Annotated in this window: 19 protein-coding genes; 3 read left to right on the plus strand and 16 right to left on the minus strand. The window is 69.4% G+C overall.

The genetic code is table 11. The features are described from left to right. Positions 1–3 precede the first annotated feature (3 nt). Both GFK26_RS02095 and ruvC read left to right on the plus strand, forming a co-directional pair. Positions 4–993: a phosphatidate cytidylyltransferase gene (locus tag GFK26_RS02095; protein ID WP_101491192.1), complete on the plus strand. Its 990-nt coding sequence runs from the start codon at positions 4–6 to the stop codon at positions 991–993. Positions 994–3,252: 2,259 nt separating this feature from the next. After that, positions 3,253–3,801, plus strand: a complete 549-nt coding sequence (gene ruvC / locus GFK26_RS02105; RefSeq protein WP_101491194.1) for a crossover junction endodeoxyribonuclease RuvC — start codon at positions 3,253–3,255, stop codon at positions 3,799–3,801. Between the two features lie 4 nt (positions 3,802–3,805). Here the strand turns inward: ruvC and glyA are convergent, their stop codons facing one another. After that, entirely contained in the window at positions 3,806–5,128 is a 1,323-nt protein-coding gene (glyA, locus tag GFK26_RS02110) for a serine hydroxymethyltransferase (RefSeq protein WP_153280643.1), read from the minus strand. Between the two features lie 106 nt (positions 5,129–5,234). Here glyA and GFK26_RS02115 point away from each other — a divergent pair, with 106 nt between their 5' ends. After that, positions 5,235–6,182, plus strand: a complete 948-nt coding sequence (locus GFK26_RS02115; protein WP_153280644.1) for a LysR family transcriptional regulator — start codon at positions 5,235–5,237, stop codon at positions 6,180–6,182. A 10-nt stretch (positions 6,183–6,192) separates the two neighbouring features. Here GFK26_RS02115 and GFK26_RS33940 read toward each other — a convergent pair whose 3' ends face one another. The 15 genes from GFK26_RS33940 to ftsL form a co-directional block, all read right to left on the minus strand. Further along, complete coding sequence (locus GFK26_RS33940; protein ID WP_180838962.1) at positions 6,193–6,369, minus strand: hypothetical protein; 177 nt, start codon at positions 6,367–6,369, stop codon at positions 6,193–6,195. A 20-nt stretch (positions 6,370–6,389) separates the two neighbouring features. Then, positions 6,390–7,313 (minus strand): UDP-3-O-acyl-N-acetylglucosamine deacetylase, encoded by a 924-nt coding sequence (gene lpxC / locus GFK26_RS02120; RefSeq protein ID WP_056575680.1) that lies wholly within the window; start codon positions 7,311–7,313, stop codon positions 6,390–6,392. Between the two features lie 232 nt (positions 7,314–7,545). Further along, the gene (gene ftsZ, locus GFK26_RS02125) at positions 7,546–8,760 is read right to left on the minus strand and encodes a cell division protein FtsZ (protein WP_099795080.1); all 1,215 of its coding nucleotides are present in this window, start codon (positions 8,758–8,760) and stop codon (positions 7,546–7,548) included. Positions 8,761–8,930: 170 nt separating this feature from the next. Beyond that, on the minus strand, positions 8,931–10,160 hold the full coding sequence (ftsA, locus tag GFK26_RS02130) for a cell division protein FtsA (RefSeq protein ID WP_056575685.1): 1,230 nt from the start codon (positions 10,158–10,160) through the stop codon (positions 8,931–8,933). A gap of 20 nt (positions 10,161–10,180) precedes the next feature. Further along, positions 10,181–10,930 (minus strand): cell division protein FtsQ/DivIB, encoded by a 750-nt coding sequence (locus tag GFK26_RS02135; RefSeq protein ID WP_153280645.1) that lies wholly within the window; start codon positions 10,928–10,930, stop codon positions 10,181–10,183. Between the two features lie 137 nt (positions 10,931–11,067). Further along, positions 11,068–12,039, minus strand: coding sequence for a D-alanine--D-alanine ligase (locus tag GFK26_RS02140; protein ID WP_153280646.1), 972 nt, complete (start codon positions 12,037–12,039; stop codon positions 11,068–11,070). Beyond that, positions 12,036–13,511, minus strand: a complete 1,476-nt coding sequence (murC, locus tag GFK26_RS02145) for a UDP-N-acetylmuramate--L-alanine ligase (protein ID WP_153280647.1) — start codon at positions 13,509–13,511, stop codon at positions 12,036–12,038. The genes GFK26_RS02140 and murC overlap by 4 nt, the downstream gene beginning before the upstream one ends. Beyond that, a complete protein-coding gene (murG, locus tag GFK26_RS02150; protein WP_153280648.1) occupies positions 13,508–14,572 on the minus strand; it encodes an undecaprenyldiphospho-muramoylpentapeptide beta-N-acetylglucosaminyltransferase in 1,065 nt (354 codons plus the stop codon). Before murG ends, murC begins: the two co-directional genes overlap by 4 nt. Next, a complete protein-coding gene (gene ftsW, locus GFK26_RS02155; RefSeq protein ID WP_153280649.1) occupies positions 14,569–15,864 on the minus strand; it encodes a putative lipid II flippase FtsW in 1,296 nt (431 codons plus the stop codon). The genes murG and ftsW overlap by 4 nt, the downstream gene beginning before the upstream one ends. Next, positions 15,861–18,122, minus strand: a complete 2,262-nt coding sequence (gene murD / locus GFK26_RS02160) for a UDP-N-acetylmuramoyl-L-alanine--D-glutamate ligase (protein ID WP_153280650.1) — start codon at positions 18,120–18,122, stop codon at positions 15,861–15,863. Before murD ends, ftsW begins: the two co-directional genes overlap by 4 nt. A 10-nt stretch (positions 18,123–18,132) precedes the next feature. Next, the gene (gene mraY, locus GFK26_RS02165; RefSeq protein ID WP_153280651.1) at positions 18,133–19,311 is read right to left on the minus strand and encodes a phospho-N-acetylmuramoyl-pentapeptide-transferase; all 1,179 of its coding nucleotides are present in this window, start codon (positions 19,309–19,311) and stop codon (positions 18,133–18,135) included. A gap of 15 nt (positions 19,312–19,326) precedes the next feature. Then, entirely contained in the window at positions 19,327–20,778 is a 1,452-nt protein-coding gene (locus tag GFK26_RS02170; protein ID WP_153285824.1) for a UDP-N-acetylmuramoyl-tripeptide--D-alanyl-D-alanine ligase, read from the minus strand. Positions 20,779–20,783: 5 nt separating this feature from the next. Then, on the minus strand, positions 20,784–22,340 hold the full coding sequence (locus tag GFK26_RS02175; protein ID WP_153280652.1) for a UDP-N-acetylmuramoyl-L-alanyl-D-glutamate--2,6-diaminopimelate ligase: 1,557 nt from the start codon (positions 22,338–22,340) through the stop codon (positions 20,784–20,786). Position 22,341: 1 nt separating this feature from the next. After that, positions 22,342–24,096: a peptidoglycan D,D-transpeptidase FtsI family protein gene (locus tag GFK26_RS02180; RefSeq protein WP_153280653.1), complete on the minus strand. Its 1,755-nt coding sequence runs from the start codon at positions 24,094–24,096 to the stop codon at positions 22,342–22,344. Then, on the minus strand, positions 24,093–24,437 hold the full coding sequence (gene ftsL / locus GFK26_RS02185) for a cell division protein FtsL (RefSeq protein WP_153280654.1): 345 nt from the start codon (positions 24,435–24,437) through the stop codon (positions 24,093–24,095). The genes GFK26_RS02180 and ftsL overlap by 4 nt, the downstream gene beginning before the upstream one ends.

Consider the following 24,437-nt stretch of genomic DNA (forward strand, 5'->3'; position numbering starts at 1 on the left):
GGTATGAACCAGTTCCTGCGCAGCCTCAGCCCGACCGAACAGGTCGCGGCCCTCTTCCTGATCGTCTTCGGCCTGCTCGTCATCGTGAGCACCACCGTCTTCTTCCTGAGCTTCAAGGAGCGGCGCAACCCGGTGCACGACGAATCGTGGCAGGCCGAGCTGGCGCATGTGCGCGCGCTGCTGGGCACCACCTGGTTCATGGTGATCGTGTTCTGGATCGGCTGGGCACTGGGCGAAACGGTGGCCACCGTGCTGTTCGCGCTGATCTCCTTCTTTGCACTGCGCGAGTTCATCACGCTCTCGCCGACGCGGCGCGGCGACCACCGCAGCCTGATCCTCGCGTTCTTCGTGGTGCTGCCGATCCAGTTCTGGCTGGTGGCCACGGCGCGCTTCGACCTGTTCACGGTGTTCATTCCGGTCTACGTGTTCCTCGCCATTCCGGTGGCGAGCGCGCTGGCGAACGACCCGAGCCATTTTCTGGAGCGCAACGCCAAGCTGCAGTGGGGCATCATGGTCTGCGTCTACGGCATGAGCCACGTGCCCGCGCTGCTGCTGCTGACCTTCCCGGGCTACGAAGGCAAGAGCGCGTTCCTCGTGTTCTTCCTGGTGTTCGTGGTGCAGACCTCGGTGCTGGTGCAGCACCTGATCTCGCGGCGCATGCAGCGCACGCCGTTCGCGCCGAACGTGAGCCGCAGCTTCAACTGGACCAGCTGGGGCATCGGCATCGTCGTGGCCAGTCTGGTCGGTGCGCTGTTCTCGTTCATCACGCCGTTCAAGTTCGGGCAGGCGCTCGCGGTGTCGATCATTGCCTGCGTCGCGGGCTCCATGGGCCACCTCGTGATGAAGGCGCTCAAGCGCGACCGCGGCATTCCGAACTGGGGCCAGAAGGGCGTGGGCGTGACCGGCGCCAACGGCCTGCTCGACCGCGTCGATGCGCTGTGCTTCGCGGCGCCGATCTTCTTCCACTCGATCCGCTGGTACTTCAACGTCTGAAGCACTGGGCGGCACTGGGCGATCAGGCCTTGCGCCGCACCACCCGGTCGAAGGCCTGCTTCGCGCGCCGTCCCAACGCCTTCGTCTTCAGCGCCTGAAGCTCGCGCTTGAGCCGCGTGCGCTGCTCGGCCGACAGCGCAGTGCCGAAACGCCCCAGCGCCTGTTCGAGCGCCTCGCGCTGCGCCGCCACCCGCCCCTGCCGGCCCTCGGCCTCGGCCAGCCATTCGCAGGCATTGGCGACACGCCCGCGCAAGGCCGCGTCGCCCGACTCGCCGAAGCGCGATGAGCAGGCGGTAGGCCTTGGCCTGCCCTGGCAGGTCGTCCATCTTGTCGAAGGCCTTGGCCTTGTTGATCATCGACTTGGCGGCCCACAGCTGCAGCGCGCTGTCCCGCGCCATCGCCGTGCGCGCGATCACCTCGTCGTAGCTCGCCACGGCCTCGGCGAACCGGCCCGCGCGGCGCAGCACGGCGCCCTTGCGGAACAGCGCACCGGCCACGCGCGCACGCAGGTCGGGCAACTCGGAATTGCCCCAGCGCGCGACGATCTCGTCGTGCACGCGCATCTCGTCGGCGGGCCGCGCGAGGCGGTCGAGCGCGGTGCTCTTGTATTGCAGGCACAGCGCCACCTGCGACTGCATCTCGGTGGAAACATCCGCGCCGTAGCGCGCGTCCATCGCGTCGGCGGCCTCGACGACCTCGACGAAGTGCTCCAGTGCCAGCAGGCAGAAGGTCTTGTGCGACAAGGCGCGCGCGCACTGGCGGCGCATCAGCGGGTGCGGCGAGGCGGCATGCGCCGCGAGCACCTCGTCGAACAGCGCGATGGCTTCGCGCGATGCGCCCGCGTCACCGAGCTTGCGGCCTTCGCGGACGGTGTCGCACGCCGCATCGAAGAGCTCGGCCGACAACTCGCCGGCCTCGAGGCCGCCGGTCTTGCGCAGCCGCTTCAGGCAGGCCTCGCGCCCGGCCGTCGCCTTCACGCGCAGCTCGCGCAGTTCGGGCGTGGCGCCGTCGCGCGACGCTGCCACGAGCGGCTCGTACACCGCGAGCGCGGCCTCGGGCCGCCCGAGCAGATCGAGCAGCACGAAGCCCTTGTGCAGCAAGGTGGTGGCCGCGGTGCGCTGCACCACGGCGTCGCCGTCACGCGCGAAAGTGCCGAGCAGGCGCTCGCAGGCGGCCAGCGCGGCCTCGCCGTCGCCCTGGTCGCGCAGCCCCACGGCCCAGTCGTGGGCGCGCACGGCCGCGAGGCGGCGCACTTGCGCCGAGGCGTCGTGGCCGTAGCGGTCGAGCAGCCAGCCGACCAGCTCGGCGCGGCGCGCCACCTCGTCGAGCCCGAGGCCGTCGAAGAACAGGGCCAGCGCGCGCACGCCTTCCAGCCGCAGCTCGGGTGCGGCATCGGCCAGCCCAGCCTCGATCTGGTCGGCCACCTGCAGGCACAGCACCTGCGCCTGCGTGTGCTGCGCCAGCTCGCGCAGGTTGAGCACCGCAGCCAGCCGGGCCCGCGCCACGCGCAGCACCACACCGGGATCGGTGCCGCCTTCGAAGCGTTCGATGGCGGCGTCGAGCGTGGCCAATGCGTCTTGCGGCAGGCCGCGGTGGTGTTCGATCTCGGCCTTGAGCAAACGCGCGTCGAGCCGCCACACATCGAGTTCGGCATCGGCCTGCGCATCGAGCTGCTCGCTCATGAAGTCGCAGGCCTCGCAACGCGCCGCGGCATCGTCGATGAGCCAAGTGCGTTGGTAGAGCGCGTGGGCGATGTGCGCGCGGATCTCGGGCTCGCTGCGCGCGCCGTGCGCGGCGACCAGGCGGTCGAGCGTGGCCAGCGCGTCGGCCGGGCGGTGCAGCTGGCGCAGCACGTGCGCGAGCAGTCGCAGCGCCTGGCAGCAGGGCACGACCACGGCGGCGTCGGGCAGCGCGCCAAACTCGGCGATCAACTGGCTGCAGGCGGCGATCGCCTCGCGACGGCGGCCGAGGTCGCTCAACAGCTCCGCCTGGCGAAAGCTCCCGGCGGCGCGTTCGGCGGGAGGCTGCAGGCGCGCGAGCGGGGACTGGGCGTCGTTCAGTGGCTTGAGTTGCTTCAGTTGCTGCTGTGCGGAGGACTCGACTACATTCACCTTCGCTTCCTTGTGTGGCGCGCCCCGCGCGGAGCGGGGCGGAATGCAAGAACCGGCGGATTCTGCCCGCGATACCCTCGCATCCCGCACGAATTCGCACCTTCTTCGATCTTCCTCACCCGGGCTTAGGCCTTTACGCTTCCTTTTCATGCGGATTCTCGGCATCGACCCCGGTTTGCAGACCACCGGCTTCGGCGTGGTCGATGCGGACGGCCATGCGCTGCGCTACGTGGCCAGCGGCACCATCAGCACCCGGCACCTGGGCAGCGGCAACCTGCCGGCGCGCCTGAAGGTGCTGTTCGACGGCATCGGCGAGATCACGGCGCGCTACCAGCCCGATGCGTCGGCGGTCGAAATCATCTTCGTCAACGTCAACCCGCAGTCGACGCTGCTGCTGGGCCAGGCGCGCGGCGCCTGCGTGACGGCATTGGTGAGCCACAACCTCTCGGTGGCCGAGTACACGGCGCTGCAGATGAAGAAGGCCGTGGCAGGCCACGGCCAGGCCGCGAAGGCGCAGGTGCAGGAGATGGTGAAGCGCCTGCTCGACCTGCCCGGCCTGCCGGGCGCCGACGCGGCGGACGCGCTGGGCATCGCCATCACGCACGCGCAGGTTGGCCGCTCGATGGCACGGCTCGCGGAAGCGGCCGAGCTGTCGAAGACCCACGCCGGCACCTACCGGCAAGGGCGTTCGCGCTGAGGTTTCAGCGCACGATGTAGCGCAGATCGCCCAGGCGCCGGCGGCGTTCGCGCACCTCGACAGCCACGGCGGGCGCATCGCCTGCCAGCGCGCGCGCGATCCAGCCGGCCAGTTGCGGCATGTCCTCGGGCGTGAAGCCCAGCCGCACGATCTCGGGCACGCCCAGGCGCAGGCCGTTGATGTCGCCGTCGACCGGCGCGATCGGCAGGCCGATGCCGCAGGCCAGCAACCCGCCTTGGGCCAACTGCTTCGCGGCGCGTTGCCCACCGCCCCAGCGCGCAGCCTCGAGCGCGAACTGGTGCGACTGCGTGAAGCCGCGCGCCTTGGCGAACACGGGCAGGCCTTCGGCATCGAGTGCACGCGCGAGCGCCTGCGCGGTATCGCGCATCGCTGCCGCATAGGCCACGCCATGCACCTTCCAGTCGAGCAGGCCACGGGCCAGTGCGGCCGTTCGGCCCGCGTCCGAGTTGGCCGTGAGCCCCGGGTAGGCGATGGCGTCGATGCGCTCCATCAGCGCCGCATCGTTCGACACGATCAGCCCGCCGGCCGGGCCACCCAGGCTCTTGTAGGTGCTCATGGTGATCGCGTGCGCGCCCTCTTCGAGCGGCTGCGGCCAGGCCTTGCCGGCCACCATGCCCGAGAGGTGCGCGGCATCGAAGAGCAGTTTCGCGCCCACGCTGTCGGCCACCTCGCGGATGGCGGACACCGGGTGCGGGAACAGGTTCAGGCTGCCGCCGATGGTGATGAGCTTCGGCTTCACCTCGCGCGCGAGCTTCGCCAGCGCGACCACGTCGACCGAGTAGCCGTCGGCATCGACCGGCGCCGGCACGGTCTTCAGGCCGTAGAGCCCGGCCGCGCCCGCCGCGTGGTGGGTCACGTGGCCGCCGATGGCGGGCGGCGGCGCGATGATCGTGTCGCCGGGCTGGCAGGTCGCCATGAACACGTAGAGGTTCGACAGCGCGCCGGAGCTCACGCGCACCTCGGTGAAGCGCGCGCCGAACACCTCGGCCGCGAGCTCGGCGGCGACGACCTCGATGCGCTCGATGGCGTCCAGCCCCATCTCGTACTTGTCGCCGGGGTAGCCCAGCGACGGGCGCGAACCCAGCCCGCGCGACAGCAGCGCTTCGGCGGCGGGGTTCATCACGTTGGTGGCCGGGTTGAGGTTCAGCCCGTCGACGTCGTGGATGCGGTGGTTGTCGGCCACGAGGCGTTCGATCTCGGCGGCCACGCCCACGGCGTCGCGCGCGGCGGCGTCGGCGGCGATGGCGAGCACGTGGTCCTCGCTGGCGGCGGGAACCCAGGAACGGCGGTGAAGGGCTGCGGGCATGCGGTGTCTCGCTGAGGAAGGGAATGACCGCATGGTCGCGCCCTGTGCCTGCGCCGGCAACACGGATAAACTGGGCCCGAGCCCTAGAAAATTGGGCCTCCACCCCATGTCCCTCGCCCCACCCCGCCCTCGCCTGCCGCCGCACACGGCCGTGCGCGCCTTCGAGGCCGCTGCGCGCCACGGCAGTTTCGCGCGCGCGGCCGAGGAGCTGTTCGTGACGCCCGCCGCCGTCGCGCAGCAGATCAAGGCGCTCGAGACCTGGGCCGGCGGTGCGCTGTTCGAGCGGCACAGCCAGGGCATCCGGCTCAGTGCGCACGGCCGGCGCGCGTTGCCCGCGCTCAGTGCGGCGGTCGACCAGCTCGGCCTCGCCGTGCAGGCGCTGCGCCAGGAAACGCAGACCGCCGCGCGCCGCAGCACGCTGCAGGTGGCGGCCTTGCCGGCCATGGCGCAGCTGTGGCTGTCGCCGCGGCTCTCGCGGCTGAAGGTTGCACTGCCCGGCGTGCAGGTGTCGGTGACGGCGCTGGAGCAGCCGCCGAACTTCCGGCGCGAGCCCTTCGATCTCGGGCTGTTCTACGCACGCGATACAGAGGCTGCCGTCGGCGCGACGGGCATCCCGCTCGCGCGCGACCGCCTTGTGCCCGTGTGCAGCCCGCGCGTGCGGCCGTCGCTGGAGAGCGGACGTCCGCGCCCGCTCGACGACCTCCTCGACGTGCTCGCGCGCTGCGGCGGCCTGCACGACACGGTGTGGCGCGACGACTGGTCCCGCTGGCTGCAGGCCGTGCGCCCCGGCACCACGTCAACCGAGGCCGACGCGCTGGCCGCCGGCCCGGACTTCTCGCTCTACAGCCTCGCGCTGCAGGCCGCGCTCGATGGCGAAGGGGTGCTGATGGGGCGCGAGCGGCTGGTGGCACCGCTGCTCGAGAAGGGCCGGCTGCACGCGCCCTGGGGACGACCGAAGGCGCTGGGAGACACGCTGATGTTGCTGGTGCCCGCGCACCGCAAGGGGCCGCTGCTTGCGCAGCAGGTGCAGGCCTTGCAGGCCCTGGTCGACTGAACGGCTCGCGCTATGCGACGCGCTCGGCGATCAGGACTGCGAAGAAGCCCAGCGCCGCCAGCACCGTCCACTTGAACACGACCCAGCCGAAGCGGCGGTACTTGACCTGCCCCGTGCCCGCGTAGAACGCGAAGGACACGCCCGCCACCAGCAGAAGCAGCAGGATGGCCCAGCGAAAGAGAAGCATCGGAAAAAGCGCGCGCCTGCTTACCAGGCCCGCGCCACTTCGCCGAAGCCGCGCGGTGCGCGCTTCTCGTCTTCGAAGGTCACGACCTCGTAGGCGTCGCTGTGCGAGAGCAGTTCGCGCAGCAGCTTGTTGTTGAGCGCATGGCCCGAGCGGAACGCGGTGTATGCGGCCAGCAGCGGCTTGCCGATGATGTACAGGTCGCCCATGGCGTCGAGGATCTTGTGCTTCACGAACTCGTCGTCGTAGCGCAGGCCGCCGGCATTGAGCACCTTGGTGTCGTCCATGACGATGGCGTTGTCGAGACCGCCGCCGAGCGCGAGGCCCTTGCTGCGCATGTACTCGACCTCTTTGGTGAAGCCGAAGGTGCGCGCACGTGCGATGTCGCGGCTGTACGAGTCGGTGCCCAGGTCGAACTCCACACGCTGGCCGGTGGAGTTGACGACGCGGTGGTCGAAGTCGATCTCGAAGCTCAGCTTGAAGCCGTGGTACGGCTCCAGGCTCGCCCACTTCTCGTTGGCGCCCTCGCCTTCGCGCACCTCGACCTTGCGCAGCACGCGGATGAAGCGGCGCGGCGCCTTCTGCAGTTCGATGCCCGCGCTTTGCAGCAGGAACACGAAGGACGAGGCCGACCCGTCGAGGATCGGCACTTCGTCGGCCGTGATGTCGATGTAGAGGTTGTCGATGCCCAGGCCCGCGCAGGCGGACATGATGTGTTCGACCGTCTGCACCTTGGCGCCGCCCGTGGACACGGTGGACGCCAGGCGCGTGTCGGTGACCGATTCGGCGGTCATGCGGATCTCGACCGGCTCGGGCAGGTCGACGCGGCGGAACACGATGCCCGTGTCGGCCGGGGCCGGTCGCAGGGTCAGCTCCACGCGTTGGCCGCTGTGTAGCCCCACGCCCACGGCGCGGCTGATCGACTTGAGGGTTCGTTGTTGCAGCACGCCCATGATTTTAGGCGGGCTGCGACCTTGACGCCCTATTCCCCTGGCTATGGCCGCGATAGACATGGACCGGTCAAAAAAAGAAAGCGCACACAAAAAAGCCGGGGAGCCCCCGGCGGTGGACGCAAGGGGCACGAGGTGGACGCAGCGCCTAGGGCCGGGGGTCAGTCCCTTTCAGGTCTTCCCCGTCCCCTTGCGAACCCTCGTGCCCTCTGCGTTCGGTGGCCTGCGGTCAGTCGGCCTGACGGCGCAGGAATGCAGGGATTTCGAAGTCGTCCATGCCACCCGACGACAGCGCGTCGACCTTGGCGGCGGCCATCGTGCGGTTGGTGCGCCACACGCTGGGCACGGCCATGCCGTCGTAGTTGGGCTGGCTGCCCGAACCACCACCCGCGTGGCCCATGCCGCCGAGCGTCGGCACGGTGAACGGGATGTTGTCGGTGCCGGTGCGGATCACTTCGAGCGTCGGAGCCTGGCGGCGTGCGTCGGCGCGCGACAGACCCGTGGCCACCACCGTGACGCGCATCTGGTCGCCCAGGCTTTCGTCGTAGGCGGCACCGTAGATCACGTGCGCGTCGGGCGAGGCGTAGGCGCGGATGGTGTTCATCGCGAGCTTCGACTCGTTCAGCTTCAGCGAACCCTTCGATGCCGTCACCAACACCAGCACGCCCTTGGCACCCGAGAGGTCGATGCCTTCGAGCAGCGGGCAGGCCACGGCCTGTTCGGCGGCGATGCGCGCGCGGTCGGGACCTGCAGCCGCGGCCGTGCCCATCATGGCCTTGCCGGGTTCGCCCATCACGGTGCGCACGTCTTCGAAGTCGACGTTCACGCCGCCGTACTCGTTGATGATTTCCGAGATACCACCCACGGCGTTCTTCAGCACGTCGTTGGCGTGCGCGAAGGCTTCGTCCTGCGTGATGTCTTCACCGAGCACGTCGAGCAGCTTCTCGTTGAGCACGACGATCAGCGAGTCGACGTTGGCTTCGAGCTCGGCCAGGCCGGCATCGGCGTTGGTCATGCGACGGCCGCCTTCCCAGTCGAAGGGCTTGGTCACCACACCCACGGTGAGGATGCCCATTTCCTTGGCCACGCGCGCGATCACGGGTGCCGCGCCGGTGCCGGTGCCGCCGCCCATGCCGGCCGTGATGAACAGCATGTGCGCGCCGTCGATGGCGGCGCGGATGTCGTCCACCGCGGCTTCGGCCGCGTCACGGCCCTTCTCGGGCTTGCTGCCGGCGCCCAGGCCGCTGATGCCCAGCTGGATGTTCTTGTGCGCGTTGCTGCGTTGCAGGGCTTGCGCGTCGGTGTTGGCGCAAACGAACTGCACGCCTTGCACACCACGCTCCATCATGTGGGCGACCGCATTGCCACCGCCGCCGCCGACACCGATCACCTTGATCTGCGTGCCCTGGTTGAATTCTTCGACTTCGATCATTTCGATGGTCATTTCTAACTCCTTGAATATTGCAGTTGCCGTTATGTGTCTATGAATATTTCTTTTGCCGTGACGTGATCAACGGGATCGCCGTCGCGATGGTGGACCGGTGCGTCGCCATCGCTCGTTGAAATGCAGCGGAGGGCCCGCGCGTGCGAGCCAGAGTGGGGAGTGGTTCATGGTCAGAAGTTCCCCACGATGAAGTCCTTGAAACGTCCGAACGCAGTCTTTACGGACCCGTTCTTCTGTGCGACCTTGAAACCACGCATGCGTGCAAAACGTGCCTCTTCGAGCAGGCCCATCACGGTGGCCGCGCGCGGCTGCGCCACCATGTCCGAGAGCGCGCTCGAGTACTTCGGGATGCCGCGACGCACGGGCTTGAGGAAGATGTCTTCACCGAGCTCGACCATGCCGGGCATGACGGCGCTGCCGCCCGTGAGCACCACGCCGGAAGACAGCACTTCCTCGTAGCCCGACTCGCGCACCACCTGCTGCACCAGCGAGAAGATTTCTTCGATGCGCGGCTCGATCACGCCGGCAAGCGCCTGCTTGCTCAACATGCGCGGGCCGCGATCGCCAAGGCCGGGGACTTCGACCTGCGATTCAGGGTCGGCCAGCAGCTGCTTGGCGTAGCCGTGCTCGACCTTGATGTCCTCCGCGTCCTTGGTGGGCGTGCGCAGGGCCATCGCGATGTCGCTCGTGATGAGGTCGCCCGCGATCGGGATCACGGCCGTGTGGCGGATCGCGCCATTGGTGAAGATCGCCACGTCGGTCGTGCCCGCGCCGATGTCGACCAGCACCACGCCGAGTTCACGCTCGTCTTCGGTGAGCACCGCCTGGCTCGAGGCCAGCGGGTTCAGCATCAGCTGGTCGACCTCGAGGCCGCAGCGGCGCACGCACTTGATGATGTTCTCGGCCGCGCTCTGCGCGCCGGTCACGATGTGCACTTTGGCCTCCAGGCGCATGCCGCTCATGCCGATCGGCTCCTTCACGTCCTGGCCGTCGATCACGAACTCCTGCGGCTCCACCAGCAGCAGGCGCTGGTCGCTCGATATGTTGATGGCGCGCGCCGTCTCGACCACGCGGGCCACATCGGCGGGCGTGACTTCCTTGTCCTTCACCGCCACCATGCCGCTCGAATTGATGCCGCGGATGTGGCTGCCGGTGATGCCGGTGTAGACGCGGCTGATCTTGCAGTCGGCCATCAGCTCGGCTTCTTTGAGCGCCTGCTGGATGCTCTGCACGGTGGCGTCGATGTTCACCACGACGCCGCGCTTGAGGCCGTTGCTGGGCGCGATGCCCAGGCCGGCCAGCTTGAGCTCGCCGCCTTGCAGCACCTCGGCCACGACCACCATCACCTTGGCGGTTCCGATGTCCAGGCCTACGACCAGGTCTTTGTATTCTTTGGGCATGTCAATGTCCTCGGTATTCGCTACTTGATTTTTCTTGGGGCCTCGGGCGAGACCGTGGTGACGCCGCGCAGCCGCAGGGCATACGCGTCGTTGTGGCGCAGATCGGCGCGTTCGACGTCGGCCACCGTGCGGCGGTACTGGCCCGCGACCTGCGTCACGGTCTTCAGGAACCGCTGCAGGCGCGCCGACACCTCGTCGCTCTGGCCGCGGCCGAGTTCGATCTCGGCGCCGTTGTCCAGCAGCACCTTCCAGCTGCCGCGGCTGGACAGCCGCAGCTCGGCGATGTCGAAGTCGTAGGGCTCGAACATCGGCGCGAGCACGCGGTACATGCCCAGCACCTGCCCAGCCTGCTCGATCGGGCCGTCCAGCCGCGGCAGATCGCCGTCGACCTCGGCCACGTTGGCCTCGAACACGTCGCCGAACCCGTTGATCAGCTTGGAGCCGGCCTCCTCGCCCCACACCGCCACCGGCACCTGCTCGGTCAGCGTCACGCGCAGCTTGTTCGGGAACTCGCGCCGCACGACCGCGCTGCGCACCCACGGCACCGTCTCGAAGGCGGTGCGCGCACGCGCCAGGTCGATGGTGAAGAAGTTGCCCTTCAGCTGCGGCGCCACATTGGCGCGCAGCGTGACCGCGTTGTTGTGCGTCACCTCGCCGTCCACCTTGATGCCCGAGATCGGGAAGAAAGGCTGGCGCAGCACCCACCACGCGCTCGCCGCCAGCAGCATGAGTGCCACCAGCACGAACGCAACGTTCGCGACGATGTTCATCAGCTTGACGTCAAAAGGAGCGGTAGTACTCACAAATGCTCCCCCAGGCTGCGCCGCTGCGCGGCTCCGCCACCCCCCTCGCAAGCGAGGGGGCGAACGCCTTCGGGCGGCCGGGCGGCGTTCATGTCGGCCATGGCTTAGTTCGCGCCTCCCCTGGCATCGAGCGATGCGGACGCCAGCACGCGCACGCACAGCTCTTCGTAGGGAATGCCCGCCGCGCGCGCCGACATCGGCACCAGCGAATGGCTGGTCATGCCGGGCGAGGTGTTCATCTCGAGCAGGAAGGGCTTGCGGTCGCTGGCGCGGATCATCACGTCGGCGCGGCCCCAGCCGCGGCAACCGAGCGTGTGGTACGCGGCCAGCGTGATGCGCTGGATCTCGCGTTCCTCGGCGTCGGGCAGGCCGCTCGGGCACTGGTACTTCACGTCGTCGGTGAAGTACTTGTTCTGGTAGTCGTAGGCGCCCTCGGGCGCGGCGATGCGCACCACCGGCAGCGCGCGTGCATCGAGGCCCTGGCCGAGCACGGCGCAGGTCACTTCTTCGCCGTCGATGAACTCTTCGCACAGCACGTCGGCGTCGAACTTCGCCGACAGCGCCACGGCGTCCTGCATCTGCGAGTAGCCCTCGACCTTGGTCACGCCGATGGACGAGCCCTCGCGCGGCGGCTTCACGATCAGCGGCAGGCCGAGCACGTCGGGCACGGCACGGATCTGCTCGCGGCTTTGCTGGTCGAAGGCCAGACGCACGTACTTGGGCGTCGGCAGGCCGTCGGCCTGCCAGATGCGCTTGGTCATGACCTTGTCCATCGCCACGCTCGAGGCCATCACGCCCGAGCCGGTGTAGGGAATGCCGAGCAGCTCGAGCGCGCCCTGCACGGTGCCGTCTTCGCCATGACGGCCATGGAGCGCGACGAAGCAGCGCGCGAAGCCTTCGCGCTTCAGGTCGGTGAGTTCACGCTCCGAAGGGTCGAACGCGTGCGCGTCGACACCGCGCGAACGCAGCGCCTCCAGCACGCCGGCGCCGGACATCAGCGACACCTCGCGTTCGGCGGAACTGCCGCCGAACAGCACGGCCACCTTGCCGAAAAGATGTGGTTCCTGAAGGCTCACGAGGCCCTCCCCTTGCGCGCGGTGCGCTCTGAAGTTGTTGATGAGGGTGCGGGCGACGGCACGACAACCGCGCCGAGCTCGACCACCTTGCCCGGCACGGCGCCGATGGAGCCTGCGCCCATGCACAGCACCACGTCGCCCGCGCGGGCGTTGTCCAGAATGGTTTGCGGCAGCGCGCCGATGTCGTCCACGAACACCGGTTCGACCTTGCCGGCCACGCGCAGCGCGCGCGCCAGCGAGCGGCCATCGGCGGCCACGATGGGTGCTTCGCCGGCGGCGTAGACCTCGCCCAGCAGCACGGCGTCGGCCGTGCCGATGACCTTCACGAAGTCTTCGAAACAGTCGCGCGTGCGGGTGTAGCGGTGCGGCTGGAAGGCCAGCACCAGCCGGCGGCCCGGGAAGGCGCCGCGCGCGGCGGAAATGGTGGCCGCCATCTCGACCGGGTGGTGGCCGTAGTCGTCGATGACGGTGAAGCGGCCGCCGGCCGTGTCGTTCGGCACGGCCACGTCGCCGTAGCTCTGGAAGCGACGGCCCACGCCCTTGAAGCCTGCGAGGCCGCGCTGCACGGCCTCGTCGGGAATGCCAAGCTCGACCGCCACGGCGATCACCGACAGCGCGTTGCGCACGTTGTGCTCACCCGGCAGGTTCAGCACGATGGGCAGGTCGGGCAGCGTCACGCCGTTGCGGCGCTGCGCGGTGAAATGCATCTGGGCGCCGACGGCGCGCACGTCGATGGCGCGCACCTGGGCGTCTTCGCCGAAGCCGTAGCTGGTGACCGGGCAGGTCACGTCGGCCACGATGTCGCGCACCGCCGGATCGTCGGTGCACAGGATGGCCACGCCGTAGAACGGCATGCGGTGCAGGAAGTCGACAAAAGCTTTCTTGAGCTTCGCGAAGTCGTGCCCGTAGGTCTCCATGTGGTCGGCGTCGATGTTCGTGACCACCGCCATCACGGGCAGCAGGTTCAGGAACGAAGCGTCCGACTCGTCGGCCTCGACCACGATGTAGTCGCCGCTGCCCAGCTGCGCGTTGGCGCCGGCGCTGTTCAGGCGGCCGCCGATCACGAAGGTCGGGTCGAGCCCGGCGGCTTCGAGCACGCTCGCCACCAGGCTGGTGGTGGTGGTCTTGCCGTGCGTGCCGGCAATGGCGATGCCCTGCTTCAGGCGCATCAGCTCCGCGAGCATCAGCGCGCGCGGCACGACCGGAATGCGCTTTTCGCGCGCGGCCAGCACCTCGGGGTTGTCCGACTGCACGGCGGTGGACGTAACGACCGCGTCCGCGCCGTCGATGTGCGCGGCCGCGTGGCCCACGAAGGTACCGATGCCCAGGCCCGCGAGGCGACGCAGCGTGGCGCTGTCCGACAGGTCGGAGCCGGTGATCTTGTAGCCCAGGTTCAGCAGCACCTCGGCGATGCCGCTCATGCCGGAGCCGCCGACGCCGACGAAGTGGATGTGACGGATCGCGTGCTTCATTTGGCAAGCTCCTCGCAGGCGCGGACGACCGCGTCCACAGCGTCGGTCTTCTGCAGGGTCTTGGCCTTCCGGGCCCGGTCGATCAAGGTCGCGCGTTCGGTTGTCTGTAGCAAATCAGCCAGCAATTCAGGGGTGAGGTCGGTCTGTTGCACCAGCCAGCCGCCGCCCGCGTCCACGAGGAAGCGCGCGTTGGTGGTCTGGTGGTCGTCGACCGCCGAGGGGAAAGGCACGAACAGCGCTGCTGCGCCGACGGCCGCGATTTCGGTGACGGTGCTGGCACCCGCGCGCGCGACGATGAGGTCGGCCTCGGCGTACGCCTGCGCGGTGTCGTCGATGAAGGGCGTGAGTTCGCCCTCGACGCCGGCCGCCGCGTAGTTGGCACGCAGCTCGTCGATCTGCTTGGCGCCGCTCTGGTGCAGCACCTGCGGGCGAAGGTCGGGCGCGATGCGCGCCAGCGCCTGCGGCACGACGGTGTTGAGCGCACGCGCGCCGAGGCTGCCGCCGACCACCAGCAATTTCAGCGGACCCGTACGGCCCGCGAAGCGCGTGGCCGGATCGGGCTGCGACGTGAACGCCGCGCGCAGCGGATTGCCCACCCACTGCGCCTTCTTCAGCACGTTCGGGAAGGCCGTGAACACGCGGTCGGCCACGCCCGCCAGCACCTTGTTGGCGAGGCCGGCGACCGAGTTCTGTTCGTGCAGCACCAGCGGCTTGCCCATGAGCACGCCCATCATTCCGCCCGGGAAGGTGATGTAGCCACCGAGGCCCACCAGCACGTCGGGCTTCACGCGGCGCACCACGCCCAGGCTCTGCCAGAAGGCGCGCAGCAGCTTCAGCGGCAGCAGGAACAGCGTGAGCGGACCCTTGCCGCGCACGCCGCCGAACTGCACCGGCTCGAAGGCGAAGCCGCGCGGCGGCACGAGTTTTTCTTCCATGCTGCCGGGCGCGCCCAGCCAGTGCACGCGCCAGCCGCGCTCGCGCAGGGCCTCGGCCACGGCCAGGCCCGGGAAGATGTGGCCGCCTGTGCCGCCGGCCATGACGAGTGCGGTGCGGCCGGTCATACGCGACCTCCCCGCATGAGCACGCGGTTCTCGTAGTCGATGCGCAGCACCACGGCCAGCGCCACGAGGTTCATCAAGATCGCCGAGCCGCCGAAGCTCATCAGCGGCAGGGTCAGGCCCTTGGTCGGCAGCGCGCCGAGGTTCACGCCCATGTTGATGAAGGCCTGGAAGCCGACCCACACGCCCACGCCCTGGGCCACGAGGCCCGAGAACACGCGGTCGAGCGCGATCGCCTGGCGGCCGATGTGCATGATGCGGCGCGTGAGCCAGAGGAACATGCCGATGATCAGCAGCACGCCGATGAGGCCGAACTCTTCGCCGATCACGGCGAGCAAAAAGTCGGTGTGCGCCTCGGGCAGCCAGTGCAGCTTCTCGACGCTGCCGCCCAGGCCCACGCCGAAGATCTCGCCGCGACCGATGGCGATCAGCGAGTGCGACAGCTGGTAGCCCTTGCCCAGCGCGTGCTCTTCGCTCCACGGATCGAGGTACGCAAAAATGCGCTCGCGGCGCCACGGGCTGCTCGCCACGATGGAGCCGAAGGCCACCACCACCAGCGTCGCGATCACGAAGAACATGCGCGCGTTCACGCCGCCCAAAAACAGGATGCCCATGGCGATCACGGCGATGACCATGAAGGCGCCCATGTCGGGCTCGGCCATCACCAGCATGCCGACCACCACCACCGCGATGCCCATCGGCAGCACGGCGCGAAAGAAGCGCTCCTTGATCTCCATCTTGCGCACCATGTAGCTGGCGGCGTAGAGCACCATCGCGAACTTGGCCAGCTCCGACGGCTGGAAGCGCATGAAGCCCATCGGCAGCCAGCGGCGCGCGCCGTTCACGTTGATGCCGATGTGCGGAATGAGCACCGCCACCAGCAGCAGCAGCGAGGCCACGAAGAGCCAGGGCGCGGCGCGCTCCCAGGTCTTCATCGGGATCTGGAAGGTCAGCAGCGCGGCGATGAACGCGATGACCAGCGAGGCCGCGTGCCGTGTGAGGAAGTACGAGGCGCCGTAGCCTGCGCGCGCGAAGCGCGGGTTGTCGGGCAGCGCGATCGAGGCCGAATACACCATGACCAGGCCCCAGGTCATCAGCGCGACCGTGACCCAGACCAGCGCCTGGTCGAAACCCAGCACGCGCATCGGCGTGGCCTTGGTCTGCGCAATGCCGGCGCCGCCCAGCCGCACGGGCAGGTGCACGGGCAGCGAATCCATGCCGCTGCGGGCGCGCCGGAACCAGCCGCCGAAACGGCTGCCGGTGCGGGTTTCCTGGCCTGCGGCTGCGGAGTTCAAATCGGGTCCTCCATCGATCCGGCGGTGGACAACGACGCGCCGGGCACGTACGACACCACGGCATCGTCGCCACCCACGGCATCGCGCGGGCTGTCGGCGTAAGCCTCCACGGCCTCGCGGAACACCTCGGCGCGGTGCGCGTAGTCCTTGAACATGTCGAAGCTCGCACAGGCGGGTGACAGCAGCACGGCATCGCCCGGGTGGGCGCGCGCGGCGGCGAGCTTGACGGCTTCTTCCATCGAGCCCGCGTGCTTCAGCGACACGCCGGTATTGGCCAGTGCGGCCTCGATGAGCGGGGCGTCGCGGCCGATGAGCACGACGGCGCGCGCGTACTGGCGCACGGGGTCGGCCAGCGGCTCGAAGTCCTGGCCCTTGCCTTCGCCGCCGAGGATCACGACCACGCGGCGCTCTTCGCCCAGGCCGCTCAAGGCGGCCACGGTGGCGCCGACGTTGGTGCCCTTGCTGTCATCGAAGAACTCGACCTCGTCCACGATGGCGATCGGTTCGACGCGGTGCGGCTCGCCGCGGTACTCGCGCAGGCCGTAGAGCATGGGGCCCAACGGGCAGTCGGCGGCGCTGGCGAGCGCGAGCGCAGCCAGGGCGTTCATTGCGTTGTGGCGGCCGCGGATGCGCAGTGCGTCGGCGGGCATGAGGCGCTGGAAGAAGATTTCTTCTTCGACCACCGCGCCGCGCTTGCGCTTCTGCGTTTCGTCGGCTTCCAGCGCCCGCACCAACCAGGCCACGCCGTTGATGCGCTCGATGCCGTAGTCGCCGGGACGCAGCGGCATCGCGCCGCCGAAGGTGACGTGGGTGCGGATCTGCGGACGCTGCAGCTTCACGCGAACGGGTGGCGGCAGCATGGCCATCACGCCGGCGTCGTCGCGGTTCAGGATCATCAGGCCCTTGGCGCCGAAGATGCGCGCCTTCGCGGCCGCATACGCCGGCATGTCGCCATGCCAGTCGAGGTGGTCCTGCGTGAGGTTGAGCACGGTCGCGGCCGTGGGCTCGAAGCCCTGCACACCGTCGAGCTGGAAGCTCGAGAGTTCGAGCACCCACACCTCGGGCAGCGTGCCGGCGTCGATGTGCGCGGCCAGCGTGTCGAGCAGCGTCGGGCCGATGTTGCCGGCCACGGCCACGGTCTTGCCCGCGCGCTCGACCAGCTGGCCGGTGAGCGAGGTGACGGTGGTCTTGCCGTTGGTGCCGCTGACCGCGAGCACGGCGGGCGTGTAGCCCTTGGGCGCTTCGGGCTCGGGTTCCGGCACGAGCACCATCTGGGGCGTGTCTTCCTCGACCGCCGCCGACGCCGGGTTGGTGGCGGACAGCTCGGCGATCGTGGCGACGAACGCGGCGGCCTCCAGCGCGGCCGTGGGCACGTAGGGCTTGCCGGGGGGCGGGAGCCGGGAGAGGCTGGCGGCGGTCGCGGGCGCGGGCGGCGCGTCGGCGGCCGGTGCTGCGCCTTCTTCCGTGGCGGTGTCTTCAGCGACGACGTCTTCGGTAGGCGGCGTCACCGGCACGCTCAGCGACGCGTCGCGCGGCATGGCTTCGGCCATGGCGGGCGGCGTGGCGTCGACAGCTTCGGTCGGTTCGACGGGCGCGGCGGGCTCGGCTTCTGCGGCAGTCGCATCGACTGGCAGTGCGGCTTCGATCGGCTCTGCCGTCGGCTCGGGGGCCACGGCGTCAGTGGGTGCAACAACGTCAGTTGCTTCAACAGGCGCAGTCGTTTCGGCTTCGCCTTCGACAACCGCAGCAGCCTCCGGCGCAGGGACTTCCGGCGTCTCGACCACCGCAGCATCCACCGCAGGGGCTTCTTCGCTCAAGGCCAGCTCGGCCTGGGCCGGCGTTTCAACGACAGGTTCGGCCACGGCGGTTTCAACGGGCACGTCAGCCTCGACTTCCACCACCGGCACCTCGACCGTGCGCAGGTCGAGCAGCGCGCGCACGAACAGGTCCAGCTCGCCGCCGACCACGAGGCCCACGGCCTTGGCGGCATTGACGACTGGCGCCAGCGTCGCGGGCGACAGGCCCGGCGAGCGGTACACGGCGCGGATCGGCGTGCCTTCGACCAGCGCGGCCGTGAACGGTCCGCCGATGAAGCGCGCGTCGGGCAGCTCGGCCTGCAGCGTTGCCAGCGAAGCCGGCGCCTCGCGCGTGTCGGCCACGGTCACGACCGCGCCGTGGCGCGCGCACCAGCGCGCCATCGCCAGCCCGGACGCGCCGAGGCCGAGGATGAGAACGGGGAGGTCTTTCAGGTGCCGCATGGTTGTGGGGTTACCGCAGCTTCAACGTGGAAAGGCCGATGAGGCACAGCAGCATCGTGATGATCCAGAAGCGCACGACGACCTGCGTCTCGCGCCAGCCGCTCTTCTCGAAGTGGTGGTGCAGCGGCGCCATCTTGAGCACGCGGCGGCCTTCGCCGTAGCGCTTCTTCGTGTACTTGAAGTACATGACCTGCGCCATCACCGAGATCGCCTCGACCACGAAGATGCCGCCCATGATGAAGAACACGATCTCCTGGCGCACGATGACTGCGATGGTGCCCAGCGCGCCGCCCAGCGCCAGCGCGCCCACGTCGCCCATGAAGACCTGCGCCGGATGCGTGTTGAACCAGAGGAATGCGAGGCCCGCACCGGCCATCGCCGAGCAGAACACCAAGAGCTCGCCCGAGCCCGGGATGTAGGGGAACAGCAGGTACCTGGAGAACACCGCGCTGCCCGTGACGTAGGCGAACACGCCCAGCGCCGAGCCCACCATCACCACCGGCATGATCGCCAGGCCGTCGAGGCCATCGGTCAGGTTGACGGCGTTGCTTGCGCCCACGATCACGAGGTACGTGAGGATCACGAAGCCGATGCCGCCCAGCGGGTAGCTCACTTCCTTGAAGAACGGCACCAGCAGGTTGATCTTGGGCGGAAAGTCGAGGTCGAAGCCCGAGCGCACCCAGGCGAAGAACAGCTCGAGCACGCGCCAGTTGGAGCTCTCGGAAATGCTGAACAGCAGATAGAAACCCGCGAGCAGGCCGACCACCGATTGCCAGAAATACTTCTCGCGCGAGCGCATGCCTTCGGGGTCCTTGCGCACCACCTTGCGCCAGTCGTCCACCCAGCCGATGGCGCCGAAGCCCATCGTCACCCACAGCACGATCCACACGAAGCGGTTCGACAGGTCGAACCACAGCAAGGTGGCGAACGCAATCGCGAACAGCACCAGCACGCCGCCCATGGTGGGCGTGCCGCTCTTGGTCAGGTGCGTTTCCATGCCGTAGCCGCGGATCGGCTGGCCGATCTTGAGCGCGGCCAGGCGGCGAATGACGTACGGGCCGGCCACCAGGCCGACCACGAGCGCGGTCAGCGCGGCCATGAGCGCGCGGAACGTGAGGTAACTGAAAACGCGCAAGAACCCGAACTCGGGCGACAGCGTCTGCAGCCATTGGGCCAGGGACATCAGCATGGTGTGTTGCGCGGCTCATGCGTCATGACCGGCCTCCTTTTGTTGTTGTGCCTCGATCGCCTGCACCACGCGTTCCATCTTCATGAAGCGCGAACCCTTGACCAGCACGCTGCCCAGCTGCGGCAGGCGGGCGAGCACGGCCGCGCGGAGCGTGTCGAAATCGTCGAAATGACGGCCACCGGCATCGCCGGCGTCGTCGTTGTTGTTGTTGAAAGCCGTTGCCGCATGCACGGTCTCGCCGCCCAGCGTGTAGACGGCGTCGAGCCCGCGCTGCCGTGCCCAGGCGCCGACTTCGGCGTGGAACGCGGGCGCGCGGTCGCCGACCTCGCCCATCTCGCCGAGCACCAGCAGCCGCGGCGCGGGCAGGCCGGTGAGCACGTCGATGGCGGCAATCACGGAATCGGGGTTGGCGTTGTAGCTGTCGTCGACCAGCGTGAGCGCGTGCCCGCCGGGCAGCACGATCTCGACGGCCCGCGAGCGGCCCTTGACCGGCTCGAAGGCCGACAGGCCCGCGGCGATGGTGTCGAGCGACACGCCGGCGGCCAGCGCGCAGGCGGTGGCGGCGAGCGCGTTGCCCACGTTGTGGCGGCCCGCAATGTGCAGGCGCGCGTCGAACGCGCCCAGCGGCGTGCGCACGCGCACGGTCCAGGCGCCCTGCAGCCATTCGGCACTGTCGAGCGAGATGTCGGCGTCGGCGTGCTCGCCGAAGGTCAGGCAGCGGCGCGAGCCGCTCTGGCGCGCCATGTCGGTCCACAGCGAGGTGAAGGTGTCGCCATAAGGGAACACGGCCGTGCCGTCATCGGGCAGCGCGGCGAACACGGCGGCGTTCTCGATGGCGACGGCCTCGACGCTGGCCATGAACTCCTGGTGCTCGCGCTGCGCGTTGTTGACCAGCGCGATGGTCGGGCGCGACATGGCGGCCAGCCGCGCGATCTCGCCCGGGTGGTTCATGCCCAGTTCGAGCACCGCCAGCTGGTGCTGCGCGCGCAGGCGCATCAGCGTGAGCGGCACGCCGATCTCGTTGTTGAAGTTGCCGGCCGTGGCCAGCGCGCGGTCGGCGCGGAAGGCGGCGAGCACGGCCGCGATCATCTGCGTGACCGTGGTCTTGCCGTTGCTGCCGGTGACGGCGATCAGCGGCAGGTTGAACTGCGCGCGCCAGCCGGCGCCCAGTGCGCCGAGCGCGATGAGCGAATCGGGCACCTCGAGGCCGGCAAGCCCCGCGGCTTCGAGGCCGCCGTGCGCGATGGCGGCCACGGCGCCCTGCTTCTTCGCGTCGGCCAGGAAGTCGTTGGCGTCGAAGCGTTCGCCCTTGAGCGCAACGAACAGGTCGCCGGCGGCCAGGGTGCGGGTGTCGGTGTGGACGCGGGCGATGACGGTGGCCGGGTCGCCCACGAGGCGCGAACCCGGCACCCATTGCTGCGCTTGCGCCAGCGTGAGGTTGAGCGGTGTAGAGAGGGGCGTGGCCATGGCGGTCATGCGGCACCCCGCTTCGTGAGCGCGTCGAGCGCGTGGGTCTTGTCGGAGAACGGCAGGCGCTGGCCCGCGATTTCCTGCCACTCTTCGTGGCCCTTACCGGCGATCAGCACCACGTCTTGCGGCGCCGCCTGCGCAATGGTTTCGGCGATGGCGCGGGCGCGGTCGACCTGCACGCGGGCCGCCTCGACGCGCGTGAAACCGCGCAATGCCTGGCTGATGATGGCGTCGGGGTTCTCGTTGCGCGGGTTGTCGCTGGTGAGCACGACGTGGTCGGCCTGCCGTTCGGCGACGGCGGCCATCAGCGGGCGCTTGATCGGGTCGCGGTTGCCGCCGCAGCCGAACACGCACCAGAGCGCGCCGCCGCGTTGCTTGGCGAGCGGGCGCAGGCCGGCGAGGGCCTTGTCGAGCGCGTCGGGCGTGTGGGCGTAGTCGACCACGGCCAGCGGTGCGTTGTCGGTCGGCTGCACGCGGTCCATGCGGCCCGGCACGCTGCTGAGGTGGGCGCAGGCGGCCACGGCCTGCGCGAGCGTGAGGCCCAGCGCGCGCAGGGTGCCGAGCACGCCAAGCAGGTTGGCGACGTTGTACTGGCCGATGAGCCCGGTCGCGAGCCGTTCGGCCGGCGCCGTGCTGCCGTGCTCGGCCACGGTGAACTGCAGGCCTTGCGCGTCGTAGCCGATGTCGCGTGCCATGAGCCGCGCGGGCTTGCCGGCTGCCGAGACGGTCCAGACGTCGAGCGCGCCGATGCCGGCGTCGACGAGGTTGGCGCACAGGCTGGCGCCGTGCATGTCGTCGATGTTGATCACGGCGGCGCGCAGGCCGGGCCAGCGGAACAGCTCGGCCTTGGCCTGCCAGTAGGCGTCCATGCTGCCGTGGTAGTCGAGGTGGTCCTGCGTGAAATTGGTGAACACGGCGACCGCGATGCGGCAGCCGTCGAGCCGGCGCTCGGCGATGCCGATCGACGAGGCCTCGATGGCGCAGGCGCCGAAGCCTTCGGTGACGAAGCCGCGCAGCGCGCGCTGCAGCATCACGGGGTCGGGCGTGGTCAGGCCGGTGTAGGTGAGGTCGGGCGGCACGCCGATGCCCAAGGTACCCATCACGGCGCAGGGCGACGGGGCGCCGCGCTCGGTGGTGCCGTCGGGGCGCATCGCGCGCACGCCGCCGGCCGCGCGCAGCGTGGACAGCGACTCGGCCAGCCACCACGCGGTGGAGGTCTTGCCGTTGGTGCCCGTTACGGCCAGCAGGTCGAGCTGCGCCGAGGGGTTGTCGTAGAAGGCGGCAGCGATCGGGCCGGTGGCGGCCTTGAGGCCGGGGTAGCTCACGATGCGCTCATCGCCGTCGAAGCCGAAGGCGTCCACGCCCTCGTGCTCGACGAGGCAGGCCACGGCGCCCTGCGCCAGCGCGGCCGCCACGTGCTGGCGGCCGTCGGTCGCGGCACCGGGCCAGGCGATGAAGGCGTCGCCCGGGCCGACCGCGCGGCTGTCGGCCTGCAGTGCGCCCTGCACGCGCTCTTTCAGCCAGAACGCGGCGGTGGTGGGAGAAGTGAATGTCAGCATGTCAGAAGCTCTCGGGGACGTCTTGCGTCAGCACGAGGGGTTTGACCGCCAGATCGGGCGCAACGTTCATCATGCGCAGCGTCTGCTGCACGACTTCGCTGAACACGGGCGCCGCGGCGAGGCCGCCGTAGTACTGGCCGTCGCTGGGCTCGTCGATCATCACCGCGACGATGATGCGCGGCTTCTCGATAGGCGCCATGCCGGTGAACCAGGCGCGGTACTTGTTGCTGGCGTAGCCCTTGCCGACCTGCTTGTGGGCCGTGCCCGACTTGCCGCCGACCGAGTAGCCGACCGTCTGCGCGCGCGTGCCGGTGCCGCCCGGGCCGGCGGCCATCTGCAGCATCTTGCGCACCGCGAGCGCGTTGGACGGCGAGAACACGCGCACGCCGACCGGCGGCTCGGTGTTCTTCAGGATGGTGACCGGGATGATGGAGCCGTCGTGCGCGAACGAGGTGTACGAATGCGCCATCTGGAACAGCGAGGCCGACAGGCCGTAGCCGTAGGCCATGGTGGCCTGCTCGACCGGCTTCCAGGTCTTCCACGGGCGCAGCCGGCCCGTCACGGCACCGGGGAACTGGATCTGCGGCTTCTGGCCGTAGCCGAGGGCGGTGTAGGTGTCCCACATCTCGTGGGGCGTCATCTTCTGGGCGATCTTGAGCGCGCCCACGTTGCTCGACTTCTGGATCACGCCCTCGACCGTCAGCGCCCCGTAGTTGTGGGTGTCGCTGATGGTGAAGCCGCCCAACTGGTAGCGGCCAGGTGCGGTGTCGATGATGGTCGACGGCTTCACGCGCCCGGCCTCCAGCGCCATCGCCACGGTGATGGGCTTCATGGTCGAGCCGGGCTCGAAGGTGTCGGTGAGCGCGCGGTTGCGCAGCTGCTCGCCCGTGAGGTTCTGGCGCTTGTCGGGCACGTAGCTCGGGTAGTTGGCCAATGCCAGCACCTCGCCGGTGGTGCTGTCGAGCACCACCACGCTGCCGGCCTTGGCCTTGCGCGCCGTGACGGCGTCGCGCAGCTTCTGGTAGGCGAAGAACTGCACCTTGCTGTCGACGCTGAGCTGGATGTCCTGGCCCTCGACCGGCGGCACCTGCTCGCCCACGCCTTCGACGACGCGGCCCAGCCGGTCCTTGATGACGCGGCGCGAACCGGCCTTGCCGGCCAGCTCCTTGTTGAACGCCAGCTCGATGCCTTCCTGGCCGTTGTCTTCCACGTTGGTGAAACCCACCACGTGCGCCGCGGCCTCGCCCTCGGGGTACTGGCGCTTGTATTCCTTGCGCTGGTAGATGCCCTTGAGGTTGAGCGCCGCGATCTGCTTGGCAATGGGCTCGTCGACCTGGCGCTTGATCCAGACGAAGGTCTTGTCTTCGTCTTCGAGCTTCTTGTCGAAGTCCTTCTGCGGCATGCCGAGCAGCCTGGCCACCTGCTTGAGCTTGGCGCGCACCTCGGGGTCGTCGCGCTCCACGTCTTCGGGAATGGCCCAGATGCTGGGCGCCACCACGCTGGACGCGAGGATGAGCCCGTTGCGGTCGAGGATGCGGCCGCGGTTGGCCGGCAGCTCCAGCGTGCGCGCAAAACGCACCTCGCCCTGGCGCTGGAAGAAGCTGTTGTTGAAGACCTGCACGTACGCGGCCCGCCCCGCCAGCATGACGAAGCCGAAGGCGATGCCGGCGACGATGAACTTGCTGCGCCACACCGGCGTCTTGCTCGCGAGCAAGGGGCTGGTGGTGTAGCGCACGCTGCGGTTGCCGCGGCTCATCGGGTGGGCCTCGCGGTGGCGGCGCCGGGCTTGGGCGGCGTGGTGGGCGGCAGCGGTGCGATGGCCGGGATCACCGAGCCGTCGGGGCGCACGTACTGGGTGATGGCCGGCGAGGCCGTGCGCATCTGCAGCTGTTCCTTGGCGAGCTTCTCCACGCGCAGCGGCGTGGCCTGGGCGCGCTTTTCCACCTGCAGGCGGTCATGCTCGGTTTCGAGCTTGCGCGTCTCCTGCTGGGCGCGGTCGAACTCCGTGTAGAGCTGGCGCGACTGGTACTGGGTGTGCACAAGGTACAAAGCCGTCGCAATGACGGCCAGCAGAAGGAGCAGGTTGATCCGCGCCAT

Source organism: Variovorax paradoxus, from assembly GCF_009498455.1.
Classification (GTDB): domain Bacteria; phylum Pseudomonadota; class Gammaproteobacteria; order Burkholderiales; family Burkholderiaceae_C; genus Variovorax; species Variovorax paradoxus_H.